The sequence below is a fragment of the Stagnihabitans tardus genome (genome assembly GCF_009925085.1).
In the GTDB taxonomy this organism is placed as follows: domain Bacteria; phylum Pseudomonadota; class Alphaproteobacteria; order Rhodobacterales; family Rhodobacteraceae; genus Stagnihabitans; species Stagnihabitans tardus.
Window position 1 is genome coordinate 154712 of sequence record NZ_JAABNR010000011.1, and the last position, 21433, is coordinate 176144.

Below are 21433 nucleotides of genomic sequence, written 5' to 3' on the forward strand. Positions count from 1 at the left end.
AAATATCCCACGGAGGGGTCCGGGGAGGTGTGAAACCTCCCCGGGCGTTCCACATGCGATCGGCGAGACTGTGAAGCCCCGTCGCGATCCGCCTCAGCCGAACTTGTAGCTGGAGGCCGTGACGCCGCCAAAGAGATCGGTGTCGTGATAGACCCGCACGGCCTCTTCCTCCTCCGCCGCGCCAAGCGCGGTGAAGAGGGGCACGAAATGATCCTCGCGGGCGTGGCAGGTGCGGGCGTAAGGCGCGGTCTCCCAGTCCATCAGCGCCTGGGTCCGCCTGGGCCCGGGCAGGGCCATGGTTTGCTCCAGCCAGGCATCGAAGGCTGCCGAGGGGACCTTCGCGCCGGGCCCGAAGAGCCGCAGGTTGTGATACGAAAGCCCCGAGCCCACGATCAGGACGCCCTCGTCGCGCAAGGGCGCCAGCGCCCGGCCCAGGGCGAAGTGGCGGGCGGGGTCATAGTCATGCATCATCGAGACCTGGTAGACCGGCACATCGGCCTCAGGATACATCACCACGGCGGGCGCAAAGGTGCCGTGGTCGAAGCCGCGTTTCGCGTCAAGGCTGACCGGCAGGCCCGCCGCGCGGATCAGCTCGGCCGTCCGCTGGGCGATTTCGGGCGCGCCGGGCGCCGGATAGGTGATCTTGTAAGTCTCGGGCGGGAAGCCGCTGTAGTCATAGACCATGCCCGGGCGGGGCGAGGTCATCACGGCGAAATCATCCTCCTCCCAGTGACCCGAGACCATCAGGATCGCCTTGGGCTTTTCGGGCAGTTCCGAGGGCATGCGGGCGAGAGAAACCTCCAGGTTTCTCAACATGGCGCGCATGTTGGAGAGCCAGGGCCAGGGGCCGCCGCCGTGAGAGATGAAGTAAGTGGGCATACGGGACATGTGTCACCTCCTTGGGGCCAAGATGCGCGCGGGAACAGCGCTGCGCAATTGGGCATGAGGAGAGGGGTAGGGTGCGTGCTTGCACGCACCGCCCGGCGCGGTCTTGGGGAGCGGTGCGTGCAAGCACGCACCCTACCTTAACACGACCGTGCTGGGCGTCTTTCCCATCCCGCCCCTTGCGGTCCGCCCCGGCTTGGGGTTTGATCCGCCATCGCTTCGTGACAGGGAGTCATCCGATGAAATTCGCCTCAACCCTTGCTGGCCTTGCCTTGGGCCTGATGTCCACCGCCGCCTTCGCCCAAGCCCTTCCCGACCTGGGCGGCCGCGAGATCACCATCGTGACGGAAAACGCCTATCCGCCGCTGCAGTTCCTCGACAAGGACGGCCAGGCCATCGGCTGGGAATACGACGCCATTGCCGAGATCTCCAAGCGGCTGAATTTCAAGGTGAAATACGAGAACATCTCCTGGGACGCCATGATCCCGGCGGTCTCGGAAGGCCAGTTCGACATGGGGATGACCGGCATCACCATCACCGATGAGCGCAAGGAGAAGATCGACTTCTCCGAGCCCTATATGCGGTCGGAAAGCATCATGATGGTGCGCGGCGATGAGACGCGCTTCACCGATGCGGCCTCTTTCGCCGCCAATGCCGACCTTCTGATCGGCGCGCAGCCCGGCACGACGCCCTTCTACACCGCCGTTTATTCCGTGCTGGATGGCAACGAGCAGAACCCGCGCATCAAGCTGATGGAGACCTTCGGCGCGACCGTCGAGGCCCTGAAGGCGGGCGATGTTGACACGGTTCTGACCGACATGACCGCCGGGAAAGGCTATGTCGATGCCTCGAACGGGGGCCTGAAGCTCGTGGGCGAGCCGCTCGGCACCGAGGATTTCGGCTTCATCTTCCCCAAGGGCTCTGACCTCGCCGCGCCGATGAATGCGGCGATCGAGGCGATGAAGGCCGATGGGACCTTCGATGCGCTGAACAAGAAGTGGTTCCTTGATTACAAGATGAACTGAGTGCAGCCGAAGACCCAAGGAGAGGATTTTCCCTGGTGGCTGGTGGTCGTTGCGGCCACCGGCCTTTGGGCCTTGTACGAGGTCTGGGCCAGCGAGATCTACTCGGATGTGATGGCGGGGCTTGTGAAGGGCATCGGCATCACCATTGGCGTGACGGTGGTGGCCTATGTGCTGGCCTGCCTGATGGGCCTGGGGCTGGCCATGGCCGGGCTCTCGCGGTTCCGGCTGCTGCGCCAGGCGGCTCGGCTCTGGATCGAGGTGATCCGGGGCGTGCCGATCATGGTTTTGCTTCTGTATGTCGCCTTCGTCGTGGCGCCGGGCATGGTCTGGGCCTGGAACGGGGTGACGGGCTTCCTGGGGATGGAGCCGGTCCGGCCGCGCGACTTCCCGCTTCTGGCGCGGGCCGTGATGGCCTTGACGCTCGCCTATTCCGCCTTCCTGGCCGAAATCTTCCGGGCGGGCCTGCAATCGGTGGACAAGGGCCAGACCGAGGCCGCGATGTCCTTGGGGCTGAATGGGTGGCAGAGGTTCCGCCATGTCGTCTTCCCCCAGGCCTTTCGCGTGATCCTGCCTCCGCTTGGCAATGACTTCGTGGCCATGGTGAAGGATTCGTCGCTGGTTTCGATCCTCGGCGTGGCCGATATCACCCAGATCGGCAAGGTCATGGCAGCGGGCAACTTCCGCTATTTCGAGACCTATAACATGGTGGCGCTTCTCTACCTTTTGATGACGATCTCGCTGAGCCTGGCCTTGCGGCGGTTTGAGCGCGGGATGAAAGTGGTGGGACAGGGTGGGTGAACCCCTGGGGGCGCGCTGCCCCCAGACCATGCAAAAGCTGGGGGGCCAGCCCCCCAGCCCCCCCGGGATATTTATGAAAAGATGAAAGAGGGTGCCGTGAACGCTTTGCTGACCGAGTGGAAGACCGAGTTTGGCTTGCCGCCCTATGGCGCCTTTTCGGATGCCGATTTCGCCCCGGCCTTTGCCGCGGCGCTGGAGGAGGCGCGGGCGCGGGTGACGGCGATTGCCGAGGATGCGGCGGCGCCGACGTTCGAGAATGTCATCGAGGCTTTGGAGCTGTCCGAAGAGGCTTTGAGCCGGGTTTGCGGGGTCTTCTACAACCTCGTGGGCGCGGATTCGAACGAGGCGCGCGAGGCTTTGCAGTCGGAGATGGCGCCGAAGCTTTCGGAGTATTCCTCCTGGGTTTCGAACAACAAGGCGCTTTTCGCCCGGATCGAGGCGGTCTGGCAGGGGCGTGGGGCGCTCTCGGGCGAGCGCTTGCGGGTCTTGGAGCTTTATCGGCGGATGTTCGTGCGGTCGGGCGCGCTCCTGGAGGGGGAGAAGGCTGCGCGGCTGACCGAGGTCAAGGCGCGGCTGGCGGTTCTGGGGACCAAGTTCAGCCAGAACGTGCTGGCCGATGAGCGGGCCTGGAAGATGGAGCTCTCGGAGGCGGACCTGGAAGGCCTGCCGGATTTCGTCGTGGCGACGGCCAGGGCTGCGGGCGGCAATGGCGCGCCTTGCGTGACCTTGAACCGGTCGCTGATCGTGCCCTTCCTGCAGTTCTCGCCGCGCAGGGACCTGCGCGAGAGGGCCTATGCGGCCTGGGTGGCGCGGGGCGCGAATGGCGGCGAGACCGACAACCGGGGGATCGCGGCCGAGACGCTTGCCTTGCGGCATGAGCGGGCGCAGCTTCTGGGCTATGCCAGCTTTGCCGATTTCAAGCTGGAGCCCGAGATGGCCAAGACGCCCGGCGCGGTGCGCGATCTGCTCATGCGGGTCTGGGCGCCGGCGAAGAAGAAGGCCGAAGCCGATGCCGCGGTGCTGGAGGCGATGCTGCGTGCCGATGGCATCGCGGGGCCGCTGGAGGCCTGGGATTGGCGCTATTACTCGGAAAAGCGGCGGAAGGCCGAGCATGACCTGGATGAGGCGCTGTTGAAGCCCTATTTGGGGCTCGAGGCGATGCTGGCCGCCATGTTCGGCTGTGCCACCAGGCTTTTCGGGCTGGAGTTCCGGGAGCTCTCCGTGCCCCTCTACCACCCCGACGCCCGTGCCTGGGAGGTGACCCGCAAGGGCAAACATGTTGCCGTCTTCATCGGGGATTACTTTGCGCGGCCCTCCAAGCGGTCCGGCGCCTGGTGTTCGGATATTAGGGGGCAAAGGAAGCTTGGCGGCGCGCAGCGGCCCATCGTCGTCAATGTCTGCAACTTCGCCAAGGGCGAGCCCTGCTTGCTCTCTTATGACGATGCGCGGACGCTGTTTCACGAGTTCGGCCATGCGCTCCACCAGATGCTGAGCGACGTGACCTATGGCTTCATCGCGGGCACCAATGTCGCGCGGGACTTCGTGGAGCTGCCGAGCCAGCTTTACGAACACTGGCTGGAAGTGCCCGAAGTGCTGCAGGAATACGCCCGCCATTGGCAGAGTGGCGAGCCGATGCCCGCCGATATGCTGAAACGGCTTTTGGCGGCGGGGACCTATGACCAGGCCTTTGCCACGGTGGAATTCGTCTCCTCCGCCATGGTGGACCTGGCTTTCCACGAGGGCGCGCCGCCTGCCGACCCCATGACGCGTCAGGCCGAGGTCCTGGAGGAGATGGGCCTGCCCCATGCCATCCGCATGCGCCACGCCACCCCGCATTTCGCCCATGTCTTTTCCGGTGACGGCTATAGCAGCGGCTATTACAGCTACATGTGGTCCGAGGTCATGGATGCCGATGCCTTCGCTGCCTTCGAAGAGGCGGGCTCTGCCTTCGACCCGGAAACGGCCGCGCGGCTGGAGAAGCATATCCTCTCGGCCGGGGGCAGCCAGGAGGCCGATGCCGCCTACCTGGCCTTCCGGGGCAAGATGCCGGGGGTGGAGCCTTTGCTGAAGGGCAGGGGGCTCTTGGAAGAGGTGTGAGGGGAGAGGCTGGGAAGGGAGAGGGCCCGGACCGCTCCCACCCGCCCACCCCGCGCTCCGGGCCCTCTCCGCCCCGAGTTTGCCGTGCCAGCAGCGCCAGGCTGCTCCGGGCCCCGACCCGGAGCCTCCTTACCGCTTGCGGATGCGGGTCAGAAGCGCTCGGGCGCCGCCGGGAATGACGAAGAACGACAGGCCGAAGCCCACCGCGAAGCCTGCGGCATCGGCCACCCACATCCAGCCCTCGGACTGGTCCAGCCCGCCCATGGTCAGCGCCGCCACGCCGAAGACCACGCGGACCCCCAGCAGGAAGCCGATCAGCCGGAAGGCGTTGTTCGGGATGCCGGTGATCTTCTCGCGCATCCATTGCACCCAGGTGAAACCGCCGATCAGCCCATAGATCGCGGGCCAACCGCCATAGAGCCCGGCATGGGTCCAGGGGATCGCCGCATAGGCCAGGGCGCCGCCCAGGGCCGAGGCGAAGAAGATCAGCGTCACGGCCCACCACCGAAAGACCTCCCCGGTGAACTTGGCCAAGGCCAGGAGGATGACGACGGAAAAGAGCGCTCCGGTCAGGTCGCCGTTCACGAAGACATGGGTGAAGGGCCGCCACAGCCCGTCCAGCGGCCATTGGTTCAAGAGCAGCATCTGGCGCAGATAGTCCGGCGCAAAGGCCAGTTGCTGGATCGCCTCGGCCCGCCAGCCAATGGCGGTTGGGCCCCCGGCCAGGCCGTTCTCGCCGGCCGAAAGCACGATCTCCAGCGCGATCATCGGCAGGGCCAGGACCCAGGCGATCATCGGCAGGGGGTTCAGGGGCGCAGGTGTCTCGGTCATGGCGGCCAATTCGTTTGACGGGGGCAGGGGCCTTGGATAAGCCCTTGAGCCTGAACTTTCCAGATGGAGTCTCTCATGACCGAGCCGGTCCAAACGCCTCAGTCCAGCTTCAAGCCCCGGATCTTCTCGGGCATCCAGCCTTCGGGCGGGTTGACCCTTGGGAATTATCTCGGCGCCCTGAAGCGGTTCGTCGAAAAGCAGGATGAGGGGATCGAGACGATCTATTGCCTCGTCGATCTGCATGCGATCACCGTCTGGCAAGACCCCGAACGCTTGCGCCAGCAGACCCGCGAGGGGGCTGCGGCCTTCATCGCGGCGGGCATCGACCCCAAGCGGTCGATCCTGTTCAACCAGTCGCAGGTCACGGCCCATGCGGAACTGGGCTGGATCTTCAACTGCATCGCCCGGATGGGCTGGATGAGCCGGATGACCCAGTTCAAGGACAAGGCGGGCAAGAACAGCGAAAACGTCTCGCTGGGGCTCTTTGCCTATCCCTCGCTGATGGCCGCCGACATCCTCGCCTATCATGCGACCATGGTGCCCGTGGGCGACGACCAGAAGCAGCACCTGGAGCTCTGCCGCGACATCGCGATCAAGTTCAACAACGACTACAAGGTGGATTTCTTCCCGGTGGTCGAACCCCTGATCGAAGGTGCCGCGACGCGGGTCATGTCCTTGCGCGACGGGACGAAGAAGATGTCGAAATCCGATCCCAGCGACCAGAGCCGCATCAACCTGACCGATGACGCCGACATGATCGCCCAGAAGATCAGGAAAGCGAAAACCGACCCCGAGCCCCTGCCCGAGACGCTGGAGGGTCTGAAAGACCGGCCCGAGGCCAAGAACCTGGTCAATATCTATGCCGCGCTCGCGGGGATGACGCCCGAGGCGGTGGTGGCGGAATATGCCGGCGCGCAGTTCGGGACCTTCAAGCCGAAACTGGCGGAATTGTCGGTGGCCAAGCTCTCGCCCATCACGACCGAGATGAACCGGCTGATGAAGGACCCGGCCGAGATCGACCGCATCCTGGGCCAGGGGGCCGAGCGCGCCGATGCCATCGCCCAGCCGATCTTGGCCCAGGTCAAGGACATCGTCGGGATGATCCGCTCGCGGTGACTTATCCCCAGAAAAAGCCAAGGGCGTCACGGAATCGATTCAAGCCGGCGGCAGGATAGCCTCAGGCAGCTTGCCTCGCCCTGACCCCGTCGCCGTCCCCTTGCGCGGGTCTCTCTCGGGTTCTTGACCCCCGGTCGCCGACCGGGGGTTCTTTTTTGCCGGCGCAGCCCCCGGGATATCTTGGCCAAATTGAAAGACTTGTCCGGGGGGGACCTTTGGGCGATAAGGGGCGCGAAGGAGAGTGCCATGCGGAAATTCATGGTCGTGCTCGACGACACGCGGGAATGTCTGAATGCCATGCGCTTTGCCGCGCTTCGGGCCTCGCATACCGGGGGGGGCGTGCAGATCCTCTCGATCATCCCCCCGGAAGAGTTCCAGCACTGGATGGGCGTGGCCGACCTGATGCGGGCCGAGGCGCGCGAGCGGATCGAGGCGCATTTCGAGGTCTTCGCCAAGTGGATGCGCGACAAGCAGGGCGTCAATCCCGAGCTGGTGATCCGCGAGGGTGACCCGGTGGCCGAGATCCTCTCCCAGGTGCGCGAGGACCCCGAGGTCGGCGTCCTTGTCCTGGGGGCCAGTCACGAGAAGAACGGGCCCGGCCCCCTGGTGACGGCGCTGACGCGGTCTTCGGGGACGCTCCCCATCCCGATCACCATTGTGCCCGGCGACATGAGCAAGGAACGGCTGGAGAGCATCTCGTGACGCCGCTTCTGGTCGCCTTGCCGCAGGACCTTGCCTTCCTGCACGAAGCTGCGGTCGACCTGCCGCGCCCGATGAGCCCGGTCGAGGCCTGGGGGCGGATCATGGCCGATCCGCTGCCGGGCCTGGCGCTGGCCTTCCGCATCCGGGACGCGATCTCGGCCCGGTTCGGGGTGGCGAGGATCGGCGGGTTTTCGGGCGCCCCCGTGGCCGCGCCGAAGGTCGGCGACCGGCTGGACTTCTTCCTCGTCGAGGGGGAGGAGCCGGGTCGCCTGACCCTGACCGCCCGCGACCGCCACCTGGATGTGATGATCTGCGTGACGGGCGGGCTGCGCCTTGGCATCACGGCCTCGGTCGTCACGCACAACCGCTTTGGCCGGGCCTATATGTGGGTGGTCGGCCCCGCCCATCGGCTGATCGTCCGGGTCATGCTGCGGCGGCTTTTGCGCGGGCTTTGAGCCATGCATTTTCGGCATGGCGGCCTGGCGGGCTTGGCGCTGGTGCCGCAAGGGCCTTGGGCGCAAAAGGCGGCAGGGAGGAAGAAAGGGTTCACATGTCCAAGCCGCAATCCCCCGCCGCCTTCCGCGCCGAAGTTCCCGGCCTGTCCTATTTCCTCCCCGAGCTGTCCAAGGCCCCCCCGGCTCCGGCGCCCGTGCTTTCGGCGCCCCTTGCCGCGCTGGAGCAGATGTTCGGCTATTACGGCTGATCTGGAACCATTCCAATCTTGACTTGGCGCCCCTTGGGGCGCATATCCGACAGGAACTGTCAGGAGATACCGGATGTTCATCCAGACCGAATCCACGCCGAACCCCGCCACGCTGAAATTCCTCCCGGGGATGGAAGTGTTGGCCATGGGGACCGCCGATTTCCCCAATGCCGAGGTGGCGGCCAAGTCGCCGCTGGCCACCCGCGTCTTCGCGGTGGCGGGCGTGACCGGGGTCTTCCTCGGCACCGATTTCGTGACGGTGACCAAGGCCGAGGGCGTCGAGTGGCAGCACATCAAGCCCGCGATCCTCGGCGCCATCATGGAGCATTTCCAGTCGGGCGCCCCGGTGATCGAGGGCGAGCAGGCGGCGGCCCATGCGGTCCACGACGGCCCGGATGGCGAGATCGTCAAGCAGATTCAAGAGCTTCTGGATACCCGCGTGCGGCCTGCCGTGGCGCAGGACGGCGGCGACATCACCTTCCACGGCTTTGACCGGGGCGTGGTCTACCTGCATATGAAGGGCGCCTGCGCGGGCTGCCCCTCTTCGACCCTGACGCTGAAGATGGGGATCGAGAACCTGCTGCGCCACTATATCCCCGAAGTGACCGAGGTCCGCCCCGTTGCGGCCTGAGGTCACTTTGGCCATCGACACATCGGCGGCGCATTGCGCCGCCGCTTTGCTTTTCCGGGGCAGAGAGGTCGAGGCTTTCGAAGAGATGGCCACCGGCCAGGCGGAACGGCTGATGCCCATGGTCGAGGCGCTTTTGGCCGGGCAGGGCTTGGGCTGGCCAGATGTGACGCTTTTGGCCGTGGGCACGGGGCCGGGGAATTTCACCGGGGTGCGGATCGCGGTGGCGGCGGCGCGGGGGCTCGCTCTGGGCCTTGGCGTGCCGCTGGTCGGCGTGACATCGCTCCAGGCGCTGCGCTTTGGGCATGAGGGGGCCCTGGCCTGTCTCGACGCCAGGCGCGGTGCGGTCTATGTGCAGGGAGAGGGCGCGGCTGCCTTGGCCGAATGGGAGGAGCTTTCCGGGTTTTCCCCCGCCTTTACCGTGGGATACCGGGCGGATGACCTGGCCCTGCGCTTTGGCGGGACGGTCCTGCCGACGCCCTCCCTGGTGCTGAACATCGCAAGGGTGGCGGCTGCGGGGCAGGGCGGCGCGCCCGCGCCCTTTTACCTGCGGGGCGCCGATGCTCTCCCGCCCTCCGACCCGCCCCCGGTGATCCTGTGACGCCCGACGAGATGGCGCGGCTCCATGCCGCCTGTTTCACCCTGCCGCCGCCCTGGTCGGCGCAGGAGCTGGCCGCCACGCAGGAGGGGCGGTTCTCCTTCACGCTGGAGCGGCCCGGCGGCTTTCTCATGGCCCAGGTCGTGGCCGGAGAGGCCGAGCTTCTGACCCTGGCCGTCGATCCGGGCGCGCGGCGGCAGGGGATCGGGCGGGCGCTGGTCGCGGGCTTCCTGGCCGAGGCCCGGGCGCGGGGGGCGGAAAGCGCCTTCCTTGAGGTGGCCGAGGGCAACGCCCCGGCCCGTGCGCTTTACGAAGGCCAGGGCTTTGCCGAGACCGGGCGGCGGCGCGGCTATTATCGCGGCGAAGGGCGGCAAGAGGATGCGATCCTGATGGGCTGTTCGCTGGCCTAGCCGCAAGACCCCCCGAATTTCCGCAGACAATTCATCCCCGGGTCATGAATTGCCACAGATTATTCGCGTTTTCCCGAAGCTCTCGCCTGGCGTTAACCTTTCTTAAACCATCCCAAGCGATTGGTTAACCATTCCGGAGGGGTCCATGGGTGCAGTCGCTTTCACCGTCGCTTTCGAGGGCGTCGAGGCCCGAATGGTCGAGGTTCAATGCGCCATTGCTTCGGGGATTGCGGGCTTCGGCGTCGTGGGCCTGCCCGACAAGGCGGTGTCAGAGGCGCGCGAAAGGGTCCGCGCCGCGCTGACCGTCTTGTCCTTCGCCCTGCCCTCCAAGCGGATCACGGTCAATCTTTCTCCGGCGGATATGCCGAAAGAGGGGTCACATTTCGACCTGCCCATCGCCATGGCGGTCCTTGCGGCGCTGGAGATCGTTCCGGCCGACCAGGTCGAAGCCTTTGTCTTCATGGGGGAATTGTCGCTGGATGGCCGCATCCTGCCGGTGGCGGGCGCCCTGCCTGCGGCGGTGGCGGCGGCGGCCGAGGGCAAGGCGCTGATGGTGCCCAAGACCTCCGCCGCCGAGGCCGCCTGGGTCGGCATGACAGAGGTCTTCGGCGTGACGACGCTGTCGGAAATCGTCGGCCATTTCACCGGGCGCCAGGCGCTGCCACGGGCCGTGGCGGGCGAGATGGCGCAGGCCCAGCAGGTCCCCGACCTGCGTGACGTCAAGGGCCAGGAGCGGGCCAAGCGCGCGCTGGAGATCGCGGCGGCGGGACGTCACCACATGCTGATGATCGGCCCGCCGGGCTCGGGAAAATCCATGATGGCCAAGCGCATGGCCGGCATCCTGCCGCCCCTCTCGGCGGAGGAGGCGCTGGAGACCTCGATGATCCATTCCGTCGCGGGGCTCTTGGCTGGCGGCATCACGCGCGCCCGGCCCTTTTGCGACCCGCATCACACGGCCAGCCAGGCGGCGATCGCCGGCGGTGGGCGCGGCGCCAAGCCGGGGCAGATCAGCCTGGCGCATAACGGCGTGCTCTTCCTGGATGAGCTGCCCGAGTTCCCCCGGACCGTGCTGGACACGCTGCGCCAGCCGATGGAATCAGGTGAGGTCATGGTGGCCCGCGCCTCGGCCCATGTGCGTTATCCCTGCCGCTTTCTCTTGGTCGCCGCCGCCAATCCCTGCCGCTGCGGCCACCTGGCCGATGCCGAGAGGGCCTGCAACAAGGCGCCTGCCTGCGGCGAGGATTACATGGGCCGCATCTCCGGCCCGTTGATGGACCGCTTCGACCTGCGCGTCGATGTGCCGCCCGTGTCCTGGCAAGACCTTGATTTGCCTGCCGATGGTGAGAAATCCGCCACGGTGGCGGCCCGCGTGCAAGCCGCCCGCGAGATCCAGGCGGAACGCTTCGAAGGCCTGGAGGTCCGGGTCAATGCCGAGGCCGAGGGCGAGCTTCTGGACGAGATCGCCCGCCCCGATGCCGAGGGGCGCGCGCTGCTGCAACGCGTGGCCGAGCGCTTCGGCCTGACGGCGCGGGGCTATCACCGCGTCTTGCGGGTGGCGCGCACGATTGCCGACCTGGAAGGCGCGGCGGATATCTCACGCGCGCATATCGCCGAAGCAGTGAGCTACCGGACGGTGCTCTCGGCCAAGTGAAGGATGAAATCGGCGGTCTCGCGCAGCGCGGCGCGGGCTTCGGGGAGGAAACCGTCGAACATCTGCCAGACATGCGGGCAGTCCTCCCATTCGCTGAGCCTGGCGCCGAGGACCGCTGCCATGCGCCGGGAATCGTCGCGCAGGACCTCGGTCGTGCCGACCTGGATCAGGACGGGCGGCGGGTCGGGGAATTGCGCGAAGAGGGGGGAGATGCGGGGGTCATCGGCGGGAAGGCGGCCGCGGACCAGGGTGCTGGCCTCGACCACGCGATGGGCGGGCAGGATGACGTCGCTGTCGGCGTTAAGGCGCAGGCTTTCGCCGCCGAGGGTGAGATCGGTCCAGGGCGAAAAGGCGAAAAGCCCTGCGGGGCGCTGGCCGGTCTGGCAGAGATGGGCCAGGAGGGCGAGGGCGAGACCTCCGCCCGCGCTGTCGCCACCAAGGATGATCTGGTCGGGACGGTATAGCCGTGTCAGCCGGGCATGGGCTGCGACGGCGGCATCGAAGGCGGCGGGGGCGGGATGCTCGGGGGCAAGCGGATAGCGGGCGGCATAGACGGTCATGCCCGTCAGCCGGGCGAGGCGGCCGGTGATGGTCAGATGGGTCGCGGGCCCGCCGGTGACATAGGCGCCACCATGGAAATAGAGGATGACCGGGGTGGCGCGGGAGGGATGGCAGGTGACGCGGGGCAGGTCCCCGTCGAGGAAGAGCAGATGCGACGGCCGCCGGAAGAACCGTGCCCCGAAGTCGAACTTGCGCCGCTCGGCGCCCGGGTCGCGGGCGCGTGCCATGGAGGGCCGGGCGGTCCAGCGCAGGATGCGGTTCAGGAGCGCCCGGCGCAGGCTCATCTGGCGGCGATCTTGGCCTCGATCACCTGCCAGATCCGCTCGGCCGTGTTGGTGCCGTCGAAGCGCTCGAGCTCCTGGATGCCGGTGGGCGAGGTCACGTTGATCTCGGTCAGGTAGGTGCCGATGACATCGATGCCGACGAAAACCTGGCCCTTTTCGCGGAGCGTCGGGCCGATGGCGGCGCAGATTTCAAGGTCACGCTGGGTCAGGCCGACCTTCTCGGGGCGGCCCCCGGCATGCATGTTGGACCGCGTCTCGCCCGCCTGGGGGACGCGGTTGATGGCGCCCACGGGTTCGCCATCGACCAGGATGATGCGCTTGTCGCCATGGACGACGTCGGGGAGGAATTTCTGGACGATGAGCGGCTCGCGGCTCATCGAGGTGAAGAGCTCGTGCAGGGAAGACAGGTTGCGGTCATTGGGGTCAAGCCGGAAAACCCCTGCGCCGCCGTTGCCGTAGAGCGGCTTGAGGATGACGTCGCCGTGGCGGGCCTTGAAGGCCTTGATCGTGGCCAGGTCGCGGGCGATGGCGGTTGGGGGGTGCAGGTCGGGAAACTGCAGGACGAGAAGCTTCTCGGGACAATTGCGCACCCAGAACGGGTCGTTGACGACCAGGGTCCGGGGATGGATGAGGTCAAGCAGATGGGTCGTCGTGATGTAGCCCATGTCGAAGGGCGGATCCTGCCGCAGCCAGACGACATCGCAGGTCGCCAGATCGACCTCGGTCTCGGGCCCATAGGTCACGTGGTTCCCGATCTCGCGCCGCAGCGTGATCGGGAACCCCCTTGCGATGACGCGCCCCTCGACGAAGGCCAGCTTGTCGGGCGTGTAGAAGAACAGGGAATGTCCCCTCTCTTGCGCCTCGAGGGCAATTCGAAAGGTGCTGTCCCCGTTGATGTTGACCGACCCGATCGGATCCATCTGCAATGCGACGCTCAAGCCCATGGCGCTCTCCCTGATACGGGGCCATTGATGGCCCAGCCGCAGGGCAGATGCAAATGGTCAAGCGACGAGCGCGTTTTCGACGATCTCGATCCGGCCCATGCTGTCGACCAGGGCGAGATCGACCTGCAATTCTTCGATACCCTCGAAAGAGCCGGTGAAGAAGAATTCTTCGGCGGTCGAACGGACGCGCTGTTGCTGGTGCCAGGTGAAGTGTTCGGCCGCGAGAAAATGCGTCGAGCTCTTCTTCACCTCGATGAAGATCAGCTTGTCGCCGTCGCGGGCGATGATGTCGATTTCACCCGCGGTGCCGCGCCAGCGCCGGGCAATCACGGTGCGCCCGCTGTCGTCATAAAGACGGCTGACTTGATCCTCAGCGGCGAGACCGGCGAGATAGTTGGTTTTGCCGCGAATTTGCCTTGACCGCATCGTCATTCCGCATCCCCCAAGGACAGAGCCATTTGATAGACGTCACGGCGAGGAAGTCCGAAGGCCTGAGCAACCGCCGCAGCGGCATCTTTGCTGGAAAGGGTTAGCAAAGCGTTGCGAAGCGCAGATTCGATGTCCTGGCTCGATGCCGGAACCTCGGTCGCGCGGTCGATCAGGAGGACGATTTCGCCCTTGAATCCCGTTTCCCTGCAAAGGGATGCCAGGTCAGCCAGGCTGGCGCGTCTCACTTCTTCGAACTTTTTCGTCAGTTCGCGGCACAGGGCTGCCTGCCGCCCTGGCCCCAGGATTTCGACCATGTCCGCCAGGGTCGCAGCCACGCGGTTGGGTGATTCGTAGAAGATAAGGGTTGCGGGAACCTTGGCCAGGTCCGAAAGCGCGGTCTTGCGGGCTGCGGATTTCGGCGGCAGGAAGCCCGCGAAGAGGAAGCGGTCCGAGGGCAGGCCCGAGACCGTCAGCGCGCAGAGCACGGCCGAGGCCCCGGGGGCGGCCAGCACGGTCTGGCCCAAGGCGATGGCCTCGCGGGCAAGCTGAAAACCCGGATCGGCCACCAGCGGCGTCCCTGCCTCGGAGGCATAGGCCACCGATTTTCCCTCGGCCAGAAGCGCCATGATTTTCGGGCGCATTTCGGCGCCGTTGTGGTCGTGATAGGGCAGGATCATCCGACCGTTCAGCGCAACCCCATGAATCTCCATCAGATGCCGCAGCGTCCGCGTGTCTTCCGCCGCCAGCACATCGGCCCCCGCAAGCAGGTCCAGCGCCCGCAGCGTGATGTCCCGGGCCGCCCCGATCGGCGTCGAGACCAGGTGCAGTCCCGGCGCTATGCGTCCCGGCATCGGCGTCCAACCGGCCATCGCGGCCCCCTTTCCGCCGACCCATGGCCAGCCCAAGTTTACTTCACCGCAGCTTCCCTTTACTCTCTCCCAAAGGTCAAGGTCGGCCCGCGCCGCACCTGCAAGAGGAGATTTCCATGGTCGCTTTTCCGTCATCCCTGGCAAGGGCAGCCGTCTCGGCCCTGTCGCATCTCGGCGCCCGGGTGGCAAGGTCCGTCACGGCCCCGGTCACGGGCGGCCTTGCGGCGCTGGCGCTTCTGGCGGCCTGCGAGACCACGACCGGTCCGGCCCCCACGGGCGCTTACAATGGCGAGCCCGTGCCCGTGGCGCTGCTCGTGCCTTCGGGCTCGGGCGAGGCGACCGATGACCTGATCGCCCAAGGGCTTGAAAACGCGGCCCGGATGGCGATCGCCGACCTGGGCGACGTGAAGGTCGATCTGCGGGTCTATCCGACCGCTGCCAATCCCGATCAGGCCGCAGCCCAGGCGGCCAAGGCCGTCGAGGACGGCGCAAAGGCGATCCTTGGCCCCTTCTACGCGCTGGAGGCCGCCAAGGTCGGCGCCACGGTCGCCTCGGCCGGCGTCCCCGTCCTTTCCTTCTCGAACAACCCTGCCGTCGCGGGCGGCAATGTCTTCGTCCTGGGTCAGACCTTCGATTCGACGGCCCGGCGGCTTGCCTCCTTCGCGGTCTCGCAGGGGAAGACCAGGATCATGGTCGTCTCGGACGAGAATGCCGCCGGAGAGGCCGGGAAGGCCGCCATCGAGGCCGCCATCGCGGCTTCGGGCGGGCAGATTGCTGCGACGGGCTCCTATCCTTTCAGCCAGAACGGCATCGTCCAGGCCGTGACCGCGATTGCGGGCTCGGCCAAGTCTTCGAATGCCCAGGCCGTCTTCCTGACGGCCGATACCGGCGGCGCTCTGCCGCTGTTGACCCAGCTTCTGATGGAGAACGGCGTCAACCCGGCGGCCACCCAGTATATCGGCCTGACCCGTTGGGACATCCCGACCGCCAACCTGACCCAGCCCGGCGTGCAGAACGGCTGGTTCGCGATGCCCGACCCGAACCTGGCCCAGGCCTTCCTGACCCGCTACCAGTCGACCTATGGCGCGGCGCCCCATGCCACGGCGGGCCTGGCCTATGACGGGATCGCGGCCATGGGGGCCCTCGTCAAGCAGGGCGGCATCGGACAGCTCAACGCCCAGGGCCTGACCCAGCCGCAGGGCTTCGTCGGCGTCGGCGGCATCTTCCGTCTGAACGGCAATGGCACCAACCAGCGCGGCCTGGCCGTCGCCCAGATCGTCAACCAGCAGGTCCAGATCATCGACCCCGCTCCGCAAAGCTTCGGCGGCACCGGTTACTGAGCCCATGTCCCTTGCGCCAATGGCCGAGGCCCCCCGGGGCCCGGCGCTCCTCTTGCCGGAGGCCGAGGTCCTGGACCTCGGCAGCCTGCGCCCGCAGGTCCTTGCCGCCTGTCGGGGCGCCGACCCGAAATCCGCCCGCGCCGCTGTCGGAGCGCTCTTGGCCGAGGCCAAGGCCCGGGCCAATGCGCGCCTGGCCGAGGCCTATGCCGCCGACCCCCGCAATGCGCTGCCCTTGACCCATTCCCAGGCGCGGATGACCGATGCCCTGGTGACCCTGGCCCATGAGGCGGCGGCGGCCATGCAGCCCCCCGCCACGCAGCTTGATGCCGAACGCCTGGCCGTTCTGGCCGTGGGCGGTTTCGGCCGCGCCGAGATGGCGCCCCAGTCCGACGTCGACCTCCTGTTCCTCTATCCGCTGAAGATCACCGCCCGGGCGGAATCCATCATCGAGACCATGCTTTACATCCTGTGGGACCTGAAGCTGAAGGTCGGCCATTCCAGCCGCACGGTGAAGGACTGCCTGCGTCTTGGCCGCGAGGACATCACCATCCGCACGGCGCTTCTGGAACACCGCGCGATCTGCGGCGACCGCGCCCTGGCCTCCGAGCTGGACGACAAGCTCTGGTCCGAGCTCTTCCGCAACACCGGCCGCGACTTCATCGAGGCCAAGCTGGCTGAGCGCGCCGAGCGTCACAAGCGCCAGGGCGGCCAGCGCTATGTGCTGGAGCCCAATGTCAAAGAGGCCAAGGGCGGGCTCCGCGACCTTCAGACGCTGTATTGGATCGGGAAATACCTGCACCGCGTCGCCTCCTCGCAGGGGCTGGTGCAGGCCGGGCTTCTGACGGCGGAGGAATATGCGCTTTTCAGCCGGGCCGAGAACTTCCTGTGGGCCGCGCGGTGCCATCTGCATTACATCACCGGGCGGGCCACCGATCAGCTGACCTTCGACCTTCAGGTCGAGGTCGCGGCCCGAATGAACTATCGCGACACGCAGGGCCGCCGTGCCGTCGAGCATTTCATGCAGGATTACTTCCGCCACGCCACGCGGGTGGGCGAGCTCACCCGCGTCTTCCTGACCGAGCTCGAGGCGCGCCATGCCAAGCCCGAGGCCCGGCTGATGGGCTTCCTCAACCGCCGCAAGGTCGGCGCGGGCTACAAGCTGGTCCAGGGGCGGCTGGATGTCATGGACCCCGCCCGCTTCCTGAAGGACCCGCTGAACATGCTGCGGGTCTTTGAAGAGGCGCTGCGGTCGGGCTATCTCTTGCATCCCAATGTCATGCGGCTGGTGGCCTCGAACCTGTCGCTGATCGACGACCATCTGCGCGACGACCCCGAGGCGGTGCGCATCTTCCTGCGCATCCTTCTGGACCATGGCAATCCCGAAAGGGGCCTGCGCCGGATGAACGAGCTGGGCGTCCTTTCGGCCTTCATCCCCGATTTCGAGCCCATCGTGGCGATGATGCAGTTCAACGTCTATCACCACTACACGGTGGACGAGCATATCATCCAGTGCATCTCGGTCCTGGCCCAGATCGAGCGGGGGGAACTGGTCGAGGAACTCCCGGTGGCCACCGGCATCCTGAAGGTCGGCGTCAACCGCAAGGTGCTTTACGTGGCGCTTCTCTTGCATGACATCGGCAAGGGTCGGCCCGAGGATCATTCGATCCTCGGCGCCCAGATGGTGCGCCGCATCGCCCCGCGCCTTGGCCTGACCCCCGACGAGGCCGAAACGGCGGAATGGCTGGTGCGCTATCACCTCCTGATGTCCGACGTGGCGCAAAAGCGCGATATCGGCGACCCGCGCACGGTCCGCGACTTTGCCAAGGCGGTCGAGACCCGCAAGCGGCTTGACCTTTTGACCGTCCTGACCGTCTGCGACATTCGCGGCGTCGGGCCCGGCACCTGGAACAACTGGAAGGCCATGCTGCTGCGCCAGCTTTACGCCCATACGGTCGAGGCGCTGGAGGGCGGGCTCGAGACCTTCAACCGCGGCCGCGCGGTCGAAGAGAGCCGGGCGGCGCTGCGGGCGCGGCTGGCCGATTTCACCCCTGACGAGGCCGCGAAGGAGACTTCGCGCCACTACGACCCCTATTGGTCCGGCCTGACCACCGACACGCAAGAGGCCTTTGCCCGCCTGCTGCAGGGACTGAAGGACGACGAGATCCGCATCGACCTGCACCCCGAGCCGCAGCGCGACGCAACCCGCGCCTGTTTTGCCCTGGTCGATCACCCCGGCATCTTCTCGCGCCTGGCCGGAGCCCTCGCGCTCGTCGGCGCCAATGTCGTCGATGCCCGGACCTATACGTCCAAGGACGGCTATGCGACCGCCGTTTTCTGGATCCAGGACTCCGAGGGCCATCCCTACGAGGTCTCGCGCCTGCCCCGGCTGCGCGGCATGATCGACAAGACGCTGAAGGGCGAGGTCCGGCCTCGCACGGCGCTCGCCGACCGCGACAAGGTCAAGAAGCGCGAGCGCGAGTTCCGCTTCCCGACCCATGTCAGCTTCGACAACGAGGGCTCCGAGATCTACACGATCATCGAGGTCGATACCCGCGACCGCCCGGGCCTGCTCTATGACCTGACCCGGACGCTCGCCGCCAACAACATCTATATCGCCAGCGCCGTGATCGCGACCTATGGCGCGCAGGTGGTGGACACGTTCTACGTCAAGGACATGTTCGGGTTGAAGCTGCATGCCAAGCACCGGCAAGAGGCGCTGGACACGAAACTCCGCCAGGCCATCGCCGAGGGCGCCGAACGAGCGCAGGGCGCGCCCCCGGCGTAGGGTGCGCTTCAGCGCACCGCGTCCCGGAGCCGGGAGCCCCCGCCTTTCCCTTGCCGCCCAAACCCGTTACCAAGGCGAAAACAACAGGCGCCCCCCATGCCCCGCTCTCTCATCCGCAACATCCTGACCGTCGGCGGCTGGACCCTTGTCTCGCGCGGCACAGGCTTTGCCCGCGACGTGATGATGGCGGCATACTTGGGCACCGGCCCGGTGGCCGAGGCCTTCCTCGTCGCCTTCTCGCTCCCCAACATGTTCCGGAGGTTCTTCGCCGAGGGCGCCTTCAACATGGCCTTCGTGCCGCTCTTCGCCAAGAAGCTCGAGGGCGGCGAGGATGCGACAGGCTTCGCCCGCGACGCCTGGAACGGGATGCTCTGGCTTCTGATGGCCTTTACCCTGGTGGGCACCTTGGCCATGCCCTGGCTCGTCTGGGCCATGGCCTCGGGCTTCACCGGCGAGCGCTTCGACCTGGCCGTGGAATTCGGCCGGATCAGCTTTTCCTATATCCTCTTCATCTCGCTGGTGGCGCTTCTGTCGGGCGTGCTGACCACCAGGGGCAAGTTCTCCGAGGCCTCCTTCGTGCCCGTGCTGATGAACCTCGTCTTCATTGCGGCCATGGGGGTGGCGGTCTGGCGGGATTGGGACATGGGGCTGACGCTTTCGTGGACCGTGCCCCTGACCGGGGTGGCGCAACTGGCCTTCACCTGGGTCGCGGCGCGGCGGCTGGGCTATGGCTTCGGCATCGGCATCCCGCGCTGGACCTCCGACCTTCGCCGCCTCGCCGTGATCGCGGGGCCAGCCGTCCTTGCGGGCGGGGTCGTGCAGATCAACATGCTGGTAGGCCGCCAGGTGGCCTCCTTCACCGAGGGCGCCGTGGCCTGGCTCTCCTACGCCGACCGCCTCTACCAACTCCCCCTCGGCGTCGTCGGCATCGCCATCGGCACGGTGCTCTTGCCGGAACTTTCCCGGCGCCTCCGCGCCAAGGACACAGAGGGCGGTCGCGAGGCCTTCAACCGAGGCGCGGAATTCGCCCTGATGCTGACCCTGCCTGCCGCCGTGGCCCTGGTGGTCATCGCCGTGCCGCTCTGCCATGTGCTTTACGAACGCGGCGCCTTTGGCCCCGAGGACACAAAGGCCACGGCCCTGACGCTGGCCATCTACGGCGCAGGGCTCCCGGCCTTCGTCCTGCACAAGGTCTTGCAACCCCTGTTCTACGCCCGCGAGGACACGCGCAGCCCCTTTGCCTATGCCCTGGTCTCGATGGTGGTGAACGTGGCACTTGCCGTGGGGCTCGTGCCGCTGATCGGCTTCTCCGCCGCCGCCTGGGCCACGACGATCTCGGGCTGGGCCATGGTGGCGCAGCTCTGGTGGGGCTCGCGCAGGATGGCAGAGGAGGCCCGCTTCGACGCCCGCTTCAAGGCCCGCCTGCCGCGCATCGCCCTGGCCTCTGTGCTGATGGGCGCTGTGCTTTACGGCCTGGCCTGGGCGCTCGAGGAGGCGCTTTCCCTGCACCTTTGGCGCTTCGCCGCCCTGGCCGCCCTTTGCCTCAGCGGCATCGCCGCCTATTTCGCCATCGGGGCCCTGATCGGCGCCTTCCGCTTGTCGGACCTCCGCGCGCTCCGCCGCCGCGCCTGATCCTTTCAACTTGGCCCAAATATCCCCGCAGAAGGCTCCGCCCTTGTCTCCGGCGCCGGTCCTGTCATTCTGGCCCGAAAGAGGAGGTTCCCATGTTCAAAGCCCTGGTGATGGAGAAATCCGGCGAGACCGCCGTGCCCGTGTTGCGCGAGGTCGACGAGGCCGGTCTGCCGCCCGGCAATGTGACGGTGGCGGTTGAGTATTCCACCCTGAACTACAAGGACGGGCTGTGCATGGGGCCCGCGGGCGGCGGGCTGGTGAAGGTCTGGCCCCATATCCCCGGGGTGGATATGGCCGGCACGGTCGAGGCCTCGGAGGATCCCCGCTACAAGCCCGGCGACAAGGTGCTCTTGGGCGGCTGGCGGGTCGGAGAGATCTGGTGGGGCGGCTTTGCGCAAAAGGCACGGGTCAAGGCCGATTGGCTGGTGCCCCTGCCCCATGGCCTGACCACGCGCCAGGCCATGGCGGTGGGGACGGCGGGGCTGACCTCGATGCTGGCCGTCATGGCGCTGGAGGATCACGGGCTGACCCCGTCGAAGGGCGAGGTCCTGGTGACCGGGGCGGCGGGAGGCGTGGGCTCCACTGCGGTGGCGATCCTCGCACGGCTGGGCTACCAGGTGGCCGCCGTGACGGGGCGGCCCGAGACGGAAGGCTATCTGCGCGATCTGGGCGCCACGCGGATCATCCCCCGGGCCGACCTGGCCGAGACGGTGAAGCGCCCGCTCGAGGCCGAGACCTGGGCGGGCTGCATCGATGCCGTGGGCGGTCCGATGCTGGCGCGGGTGCTGGGGCAGATGAAATACGGGGCCTCGGTGGCGGCGGTGGGGCTCGCTGGCGGCGCGGGACTGCCTGCCAGCGTCATCCCCTTCCTCTTGCGGGGCGTGAACCTTCTGGGCATCGATTCGGTCATGTGCCCCTACGAGATGCGGGTGAAGGCCTGGGCCCGGATCGTCACCGACCTGCCGCATGACAAGCTTGACGCCATGGTGGAACCCGCGACGCTTGCCGACCTCCCCGCCCTGGGGCCTGCAATCCTGAAGGGCGAGGTCAAGGGCCGCGTGGTCATCGACGTCAACGCCTGACCCCTTGCCGCAACGCAGACCTTGGGGGTTAGGCGGCGGAGGCGGGGGTGCGCGCCCCGCCAG

General features: G+C 67.0%; 21 protein-coding genes. 15 read left to right on the top strand and 6 right to left on the bottom strand.

The genetic code is table 11. The features are described from left to right. Positions 1–93 precede the first annotated feature (93 nt). Positions 94–888, bottom strand: coding sequence for a DODA-type extradiol aromatic ring-opening family dioxygenase (locus GV832_RS13200; RefSeq protein ID WP_168775348.1), 795 nt, complete (start codon positions 886–888; stop codon positions 94–96). Between the two features lie 236 nt (positions 889–1124). On the opposite strand from GV832_RS13200, the gene GV832_RS13205 reads away from it, so the two are divergent. From GV832_RS13205 to GV832_RS13215, 3 genes are all read left to right on the top strand, one after another. Continuing rightward, positions 1125–1910, top strand: a complete 786-nt coding sequence (locus tag GV832_RS13205) for a transporter substrate-binding domain-containing protein (protein WP_168775349.1) — start codon at positions 1125–1127, stop codon at positions 1908–1910. After that, on the top strand, positions 1911–2708 hold the full coding sequence (locus GV832_RS13210; protein WP_354001963.1) for an amino acid ABC transporter permease: 798 nt from the start codon (positions 1911–1913) through the stop codon (positions 2706–2708). 81 nt (positions 2709–2789) lie between these two features. Next, positions 2790–4805, top strand: coding sequence for a M3 family metallopeptidase (locus GV832_RS13215; RefSeq protein WP_168775350.1), 2016 nt, complete (start codon positions 2790–2792; stop codon positions 4803–4805). A gap of 129 nt (positions 4806–4934) precedes the next feature. Here the strand turns inward: GV832_RS13215 and GV832_RS13220 are convergent, their stop codons facing one another. After that, on the bottom strand, positions 4935–5636 hold the full coding sequence (locus GV832_RS13220; RefSeq protein ID WP_168775351.1) for a rhomboid family intramembrane serine protease: 702 nt from the start codon (positions 5634–5636) through the stop codon (positions 4935–4937). Between the two features lie 75 nt (positions 5637–5711). Here GV832_RS13220 and trpS point away from each other — a divergent pair, with 75 nt between their 5' ends. From trpS to GV832_RS13260, 8 genes are all read left to right on the top strand, one after another. Further along, on the top strand, positions 5712–6752 hold the full coding sequence (gene trpS, locus GV832_RS13225) for a tryptophan--tRNA ligase (protein WP_168775352.1): 1041 nt from the start codon (positions 5712–5714) through the stop codon (positions 6750–6752). 246 nt (positions 6753–6998) lie between these two features. Then, positions 6999–7454: a universal stress protein gene (locus tag GV832_RS13230; RefSeq protein WP_168775353.1), complete on the top strand. Its 456-nt coding sequence runs from the start codon at positions 6999–7001 to the stop codon at positions 7452–7454. After that, positions 7451–7909, top strand: coding sequence for a DUF2867 domain-containing protein (locus tag GV832_RS13235; protein WP_354001964.1), 459 nt, complete (start codon positions 7451–7453; stop codon positions 7907–7909). Before GV832_RS13230 ends, GV832_RS13235 begins: the two co-directional genes overlap by 4 nt. Before the next feature lie 95 nt (positions 7910–8004). Beyond that, entirely contained in the window at positions 8005–8157 is a 153-nt protein-coding gene (locus tag GV832_RS13240) for a hypothetical protein (protein WP_168775354.1), read from the top strand. 73 nt (positions 8158–8230) lie between these two features. Next, on the top strand, positions 8231–8788 hold the full coding sequence (locus tag GV832_RS13245) for a NifU family protein (protein ID WP_168775355.1): 558 nt from the start codon (positions 8231–8233) through the stop codon (positions 8786–8788). Continuing rightward, positions 8778–9386, top strand: coding sequence for a tRNA (adenosine(37)-N6)-threonylcarbamoyltransferase complex dimerization subunit type 1 TsaB (tsaB, locus tag GV832_RS13250; RefSeq protein ID WP_168775356.1), 609 nt, complete (start codon positions 8778–8780; stop codon positions 9384–9386). Before GV832_RS13245 ends, tsaB begins: the two co-directional genes overlap by 11 nt. After that, complete coding sequence (locus tag GV832_RS13255) at positions 9383–9793, top strand: GNAT family N-acetyltransferase (RefSeq protein ID WP_354001965.1); 411 nt, start codon at positions 9383–9385, stop codon at positions 9791–9793. The genes tsaB and GV832_RS13255 overlap by 4 nt, the downstream gene beginning before the upstream one ends. 145 nt (positions 9794–9938) lie before the next feature. Next, the gene (locus GV832_RS13260) at positions 9939–11444 is read left to right on the top strand and encodes a YifB family Mg chelatase-like AAA ATPase (RefSeq protein WP_168775357.1); all 1506 of its coding nucleotides are present in this window, start codon (positions 9939–9941) and stop codon (positions 11442–11444) included. Here GV832_RS13260 and GV832_RS13265 read toward each other — a convergent pair. The 4 genes from GV832_RS13265 to rsmI are packed head-to-tail and all read right to left on the bottom strand — an operon-like array spanning position 11417 to position 14531. After that, the gene (locus tag GV832_RS13265) at positions 11417–12289 is read right to left on the bottom strand and encodes an alpha/beta hydrolase (RefSeq protein ID WP_168775358.1); all 873 of its coding nucleotides are present in this window, start codon (positions 12287–12289) and stop codon (positions 11417–11419) included. The genes GV832_RS13260 and GV832_RS13265 overlap by 28 nt on opposite strands. Continuing rightward, a complete protein-coding gene (gshB, locus tag GV832_RS13270; protein WP_168775359.1) occupies positions 12286–13233 on the bottom strand; it encodes a glutathione synthase in 948 nt (315 codons plus the stop codon). Before gshB ends, GV832_RS13265 begins: the two co-directional genes overlap by 4 nt. A gap of 57 nt (positions 13234–13290) precedes the next feature. Continuing rightward, positions 13291–13665 carry a YraN family protein gene (locus GV832_RS13275; protein WP_227754405.1) on the bottom strand — a complete coding sequence of 125 codons (375 nt, stop codon included), beginning with the start codon at positions 13663–13665 and terminating at the stop codon, positions 13291–13293. Continuing rightward, the gene (gene rsmI, locus GV832_RS13280) at positions 13662–14531 is read right to left on the bottom strand and encodes a 16S rRNA (cytidine(1402)-2'-O)-methyltransferase (RefSeq protein ID WP_227754406.1); all 870 of its coding nucleotides are present in this window, start codon (positions 14529–14531) and stop codon (positions 13662–13664) included. Before rsmI ends, GV832_RS13275 begins: the two co-directional genes overlap by 4 nt. 116 nt (positions 14532–14647) lie before the next feature. Between rsmI and GV832_RS13285 the strand changes: the two genes are divergently transcribed. The 4 genes from GV832_RS13285 (at position 14648) to GV832_RS13300 (ending at position 21370) form a co-directional block, all read left to right on the top strand. Then, complete coding sequence (locus GV832_RS13285) at positions 14648–15871, top strand: penicillin-binding protein activator (protein WP_168775360.1); 1224 nt, start codon at positions 14648–14650, stop codon at positions 15869–15871. Positions 15872–15875: 4 nt separating this feature from the next. Continuing rightward, complete coding sequence (locus tag GV832_RS13290) at positions 15876–18656, top strand: [protein-PII] uridylyltransferase (protein ID WP_227754407.1); 2781 nt, start codon at positions 15876–15878, stop codon at positions 18654–18656. A gap of 96 nt (positions 18657–18752) precedes the next feature. After that, complete coding sequence (gene murJ, locus GV832_RS13295; RefSeq protein WP_168775362.1) at positions 18753–20288, top strand: murein biosynthesis integral membrane protein MurJ; 1536 nt, start codon at positions 18753–18755, stop codon at positions 20286–20288. Between the two features lie 92 nt (positions 20289–20380). Beyond that, positions 20381–21370: an MDR family oxidoreductase gene (locus GV832_RS13300; protein WP_168775363.1), complete on the top strand. Its 990-nt coding sequence runs from the start codon at positions 20381–20383 to the stop codon at positions 21368–21370. Positions 21371–21433: the final 63 nt, after the last annotated feature.

Bases quoted from the DNA above. Each gene is read 5' to 3' on its own strand.
- GV832_RS13285 (WP_168775360.1), top strand. From the start codon at position 14,648: ATGGTCGCTTTTCCGTCATCCCTGGCAAGGGCAGCCGTCTCGGCCCTG.
- murJ (WP_168775362.1), top strand. From the start codon at position 18,753: ATGCCCCGCTCTCTCATCCGCAACATCCTGACCGTCGGCGGCTGGACC.
- GV832_RS13230 (WP_168775353.1), top strand. From the start codon at position 6,999: ATGCGGAAATTCATGGTCGTGCTCGACGACACGCGGGAATGTCTGAAT.
- GV832_RS13215 (WP_168775350.1), top strand. From the start codon at position 2,790: ATGAAAGAGGGTGCCGTGAACGCTTTGCTGACCGAGTGGAAGACCGAG.
- trpS (WP_168775352.1), top strand. From the start codon at position 5,712: ATGACCGAGCCGGTCCAAACGCCTCAGTCCAGCTTCAAGCCCCGGATC.
- rsmI (WP_227754406.1), bottom strand. From the start codon at position 14,531: ATGGCCGGTTGGACGCCGATGCCGGGACGCATAGCGCCGGGACTGCAC.
- GV832_RS13240 (WP_168775354.1), top strand. From the start codon at position 8,005: ATGTCCAAGCCGCAATCCCCCGCCGCCTTCCGCGCCGAAGTTCCCGGC.
- GV832_RS13220 (WP_168775351.1), bottom strand. From the start codon at position 5,636: ATGACCGAGACACCTGCGCCCCTGAACCCCCTGCCGATGATCGCCTGG.
- GV832_RS13290 (WP_227754407.1), top strand. From the start codon at position 15,876: ATGTCCCTTGCGCCAATGGCCGAGGCCCCCCGGGGCCCGGCGCTCCTC.
- GV832_RS13205 (WP_168775349.1), top strand. From the start codon at position 1,125: ATGAAATTCGCCTCAACCCTTGCTGGCCTTGCCTTGGGCCTGATGTCC.
- GV832_RS13265 (WP_168775358.1), bottom strand. From the start codon at position 12,289: ATGAGCCTGCGCCGGGCGCTCCTGAACCGCATCCTGCGCTGGACCGCC.
- GV832_RS13245 (WP_168775355.1), top strand. From the start codon at position 8,231: ATGTTCATCCAGACCGAATCCACGCCGAACCCCGCCACGCTGAAATTC.
- GV832_RS13275 (WP_227754405.1), bottom strand. From the start codon at position 13,665: ATGACGATGCGGTCAAGGCAAATTCGCGGCAAAACCAACTATCTCGCC.
- GV832_RS13300 (WP_168775363.1), top strand. From the start codon at position 20,381: ATGTTCAAAGCCCTGGTGATGGAGAAATCCGGCGAGACCGCCGTGCCC.
- gshB (WP_168775359.1), bottom strand. From the start codon at position 13,233: ATGGGCTTGAGCGTCGCATTGCAGATGGATCCGATCGGGTCGGTCAAC.
- GV832_RS13200 (WP_168775348.1), bottom strand. From the start codon at position 888: ATGTCCCGTATGCCCACTTACTTCATCTCTCACGGCGGCGGCCCCTGG.
- GV832_RS13260 (WP_168775357.1), top strand. From the start codon at position 9,939: ATGGGTGCAGTCGCTTTCACCGTCGCTTTCGAGGGCGTCGAGGCCCGA.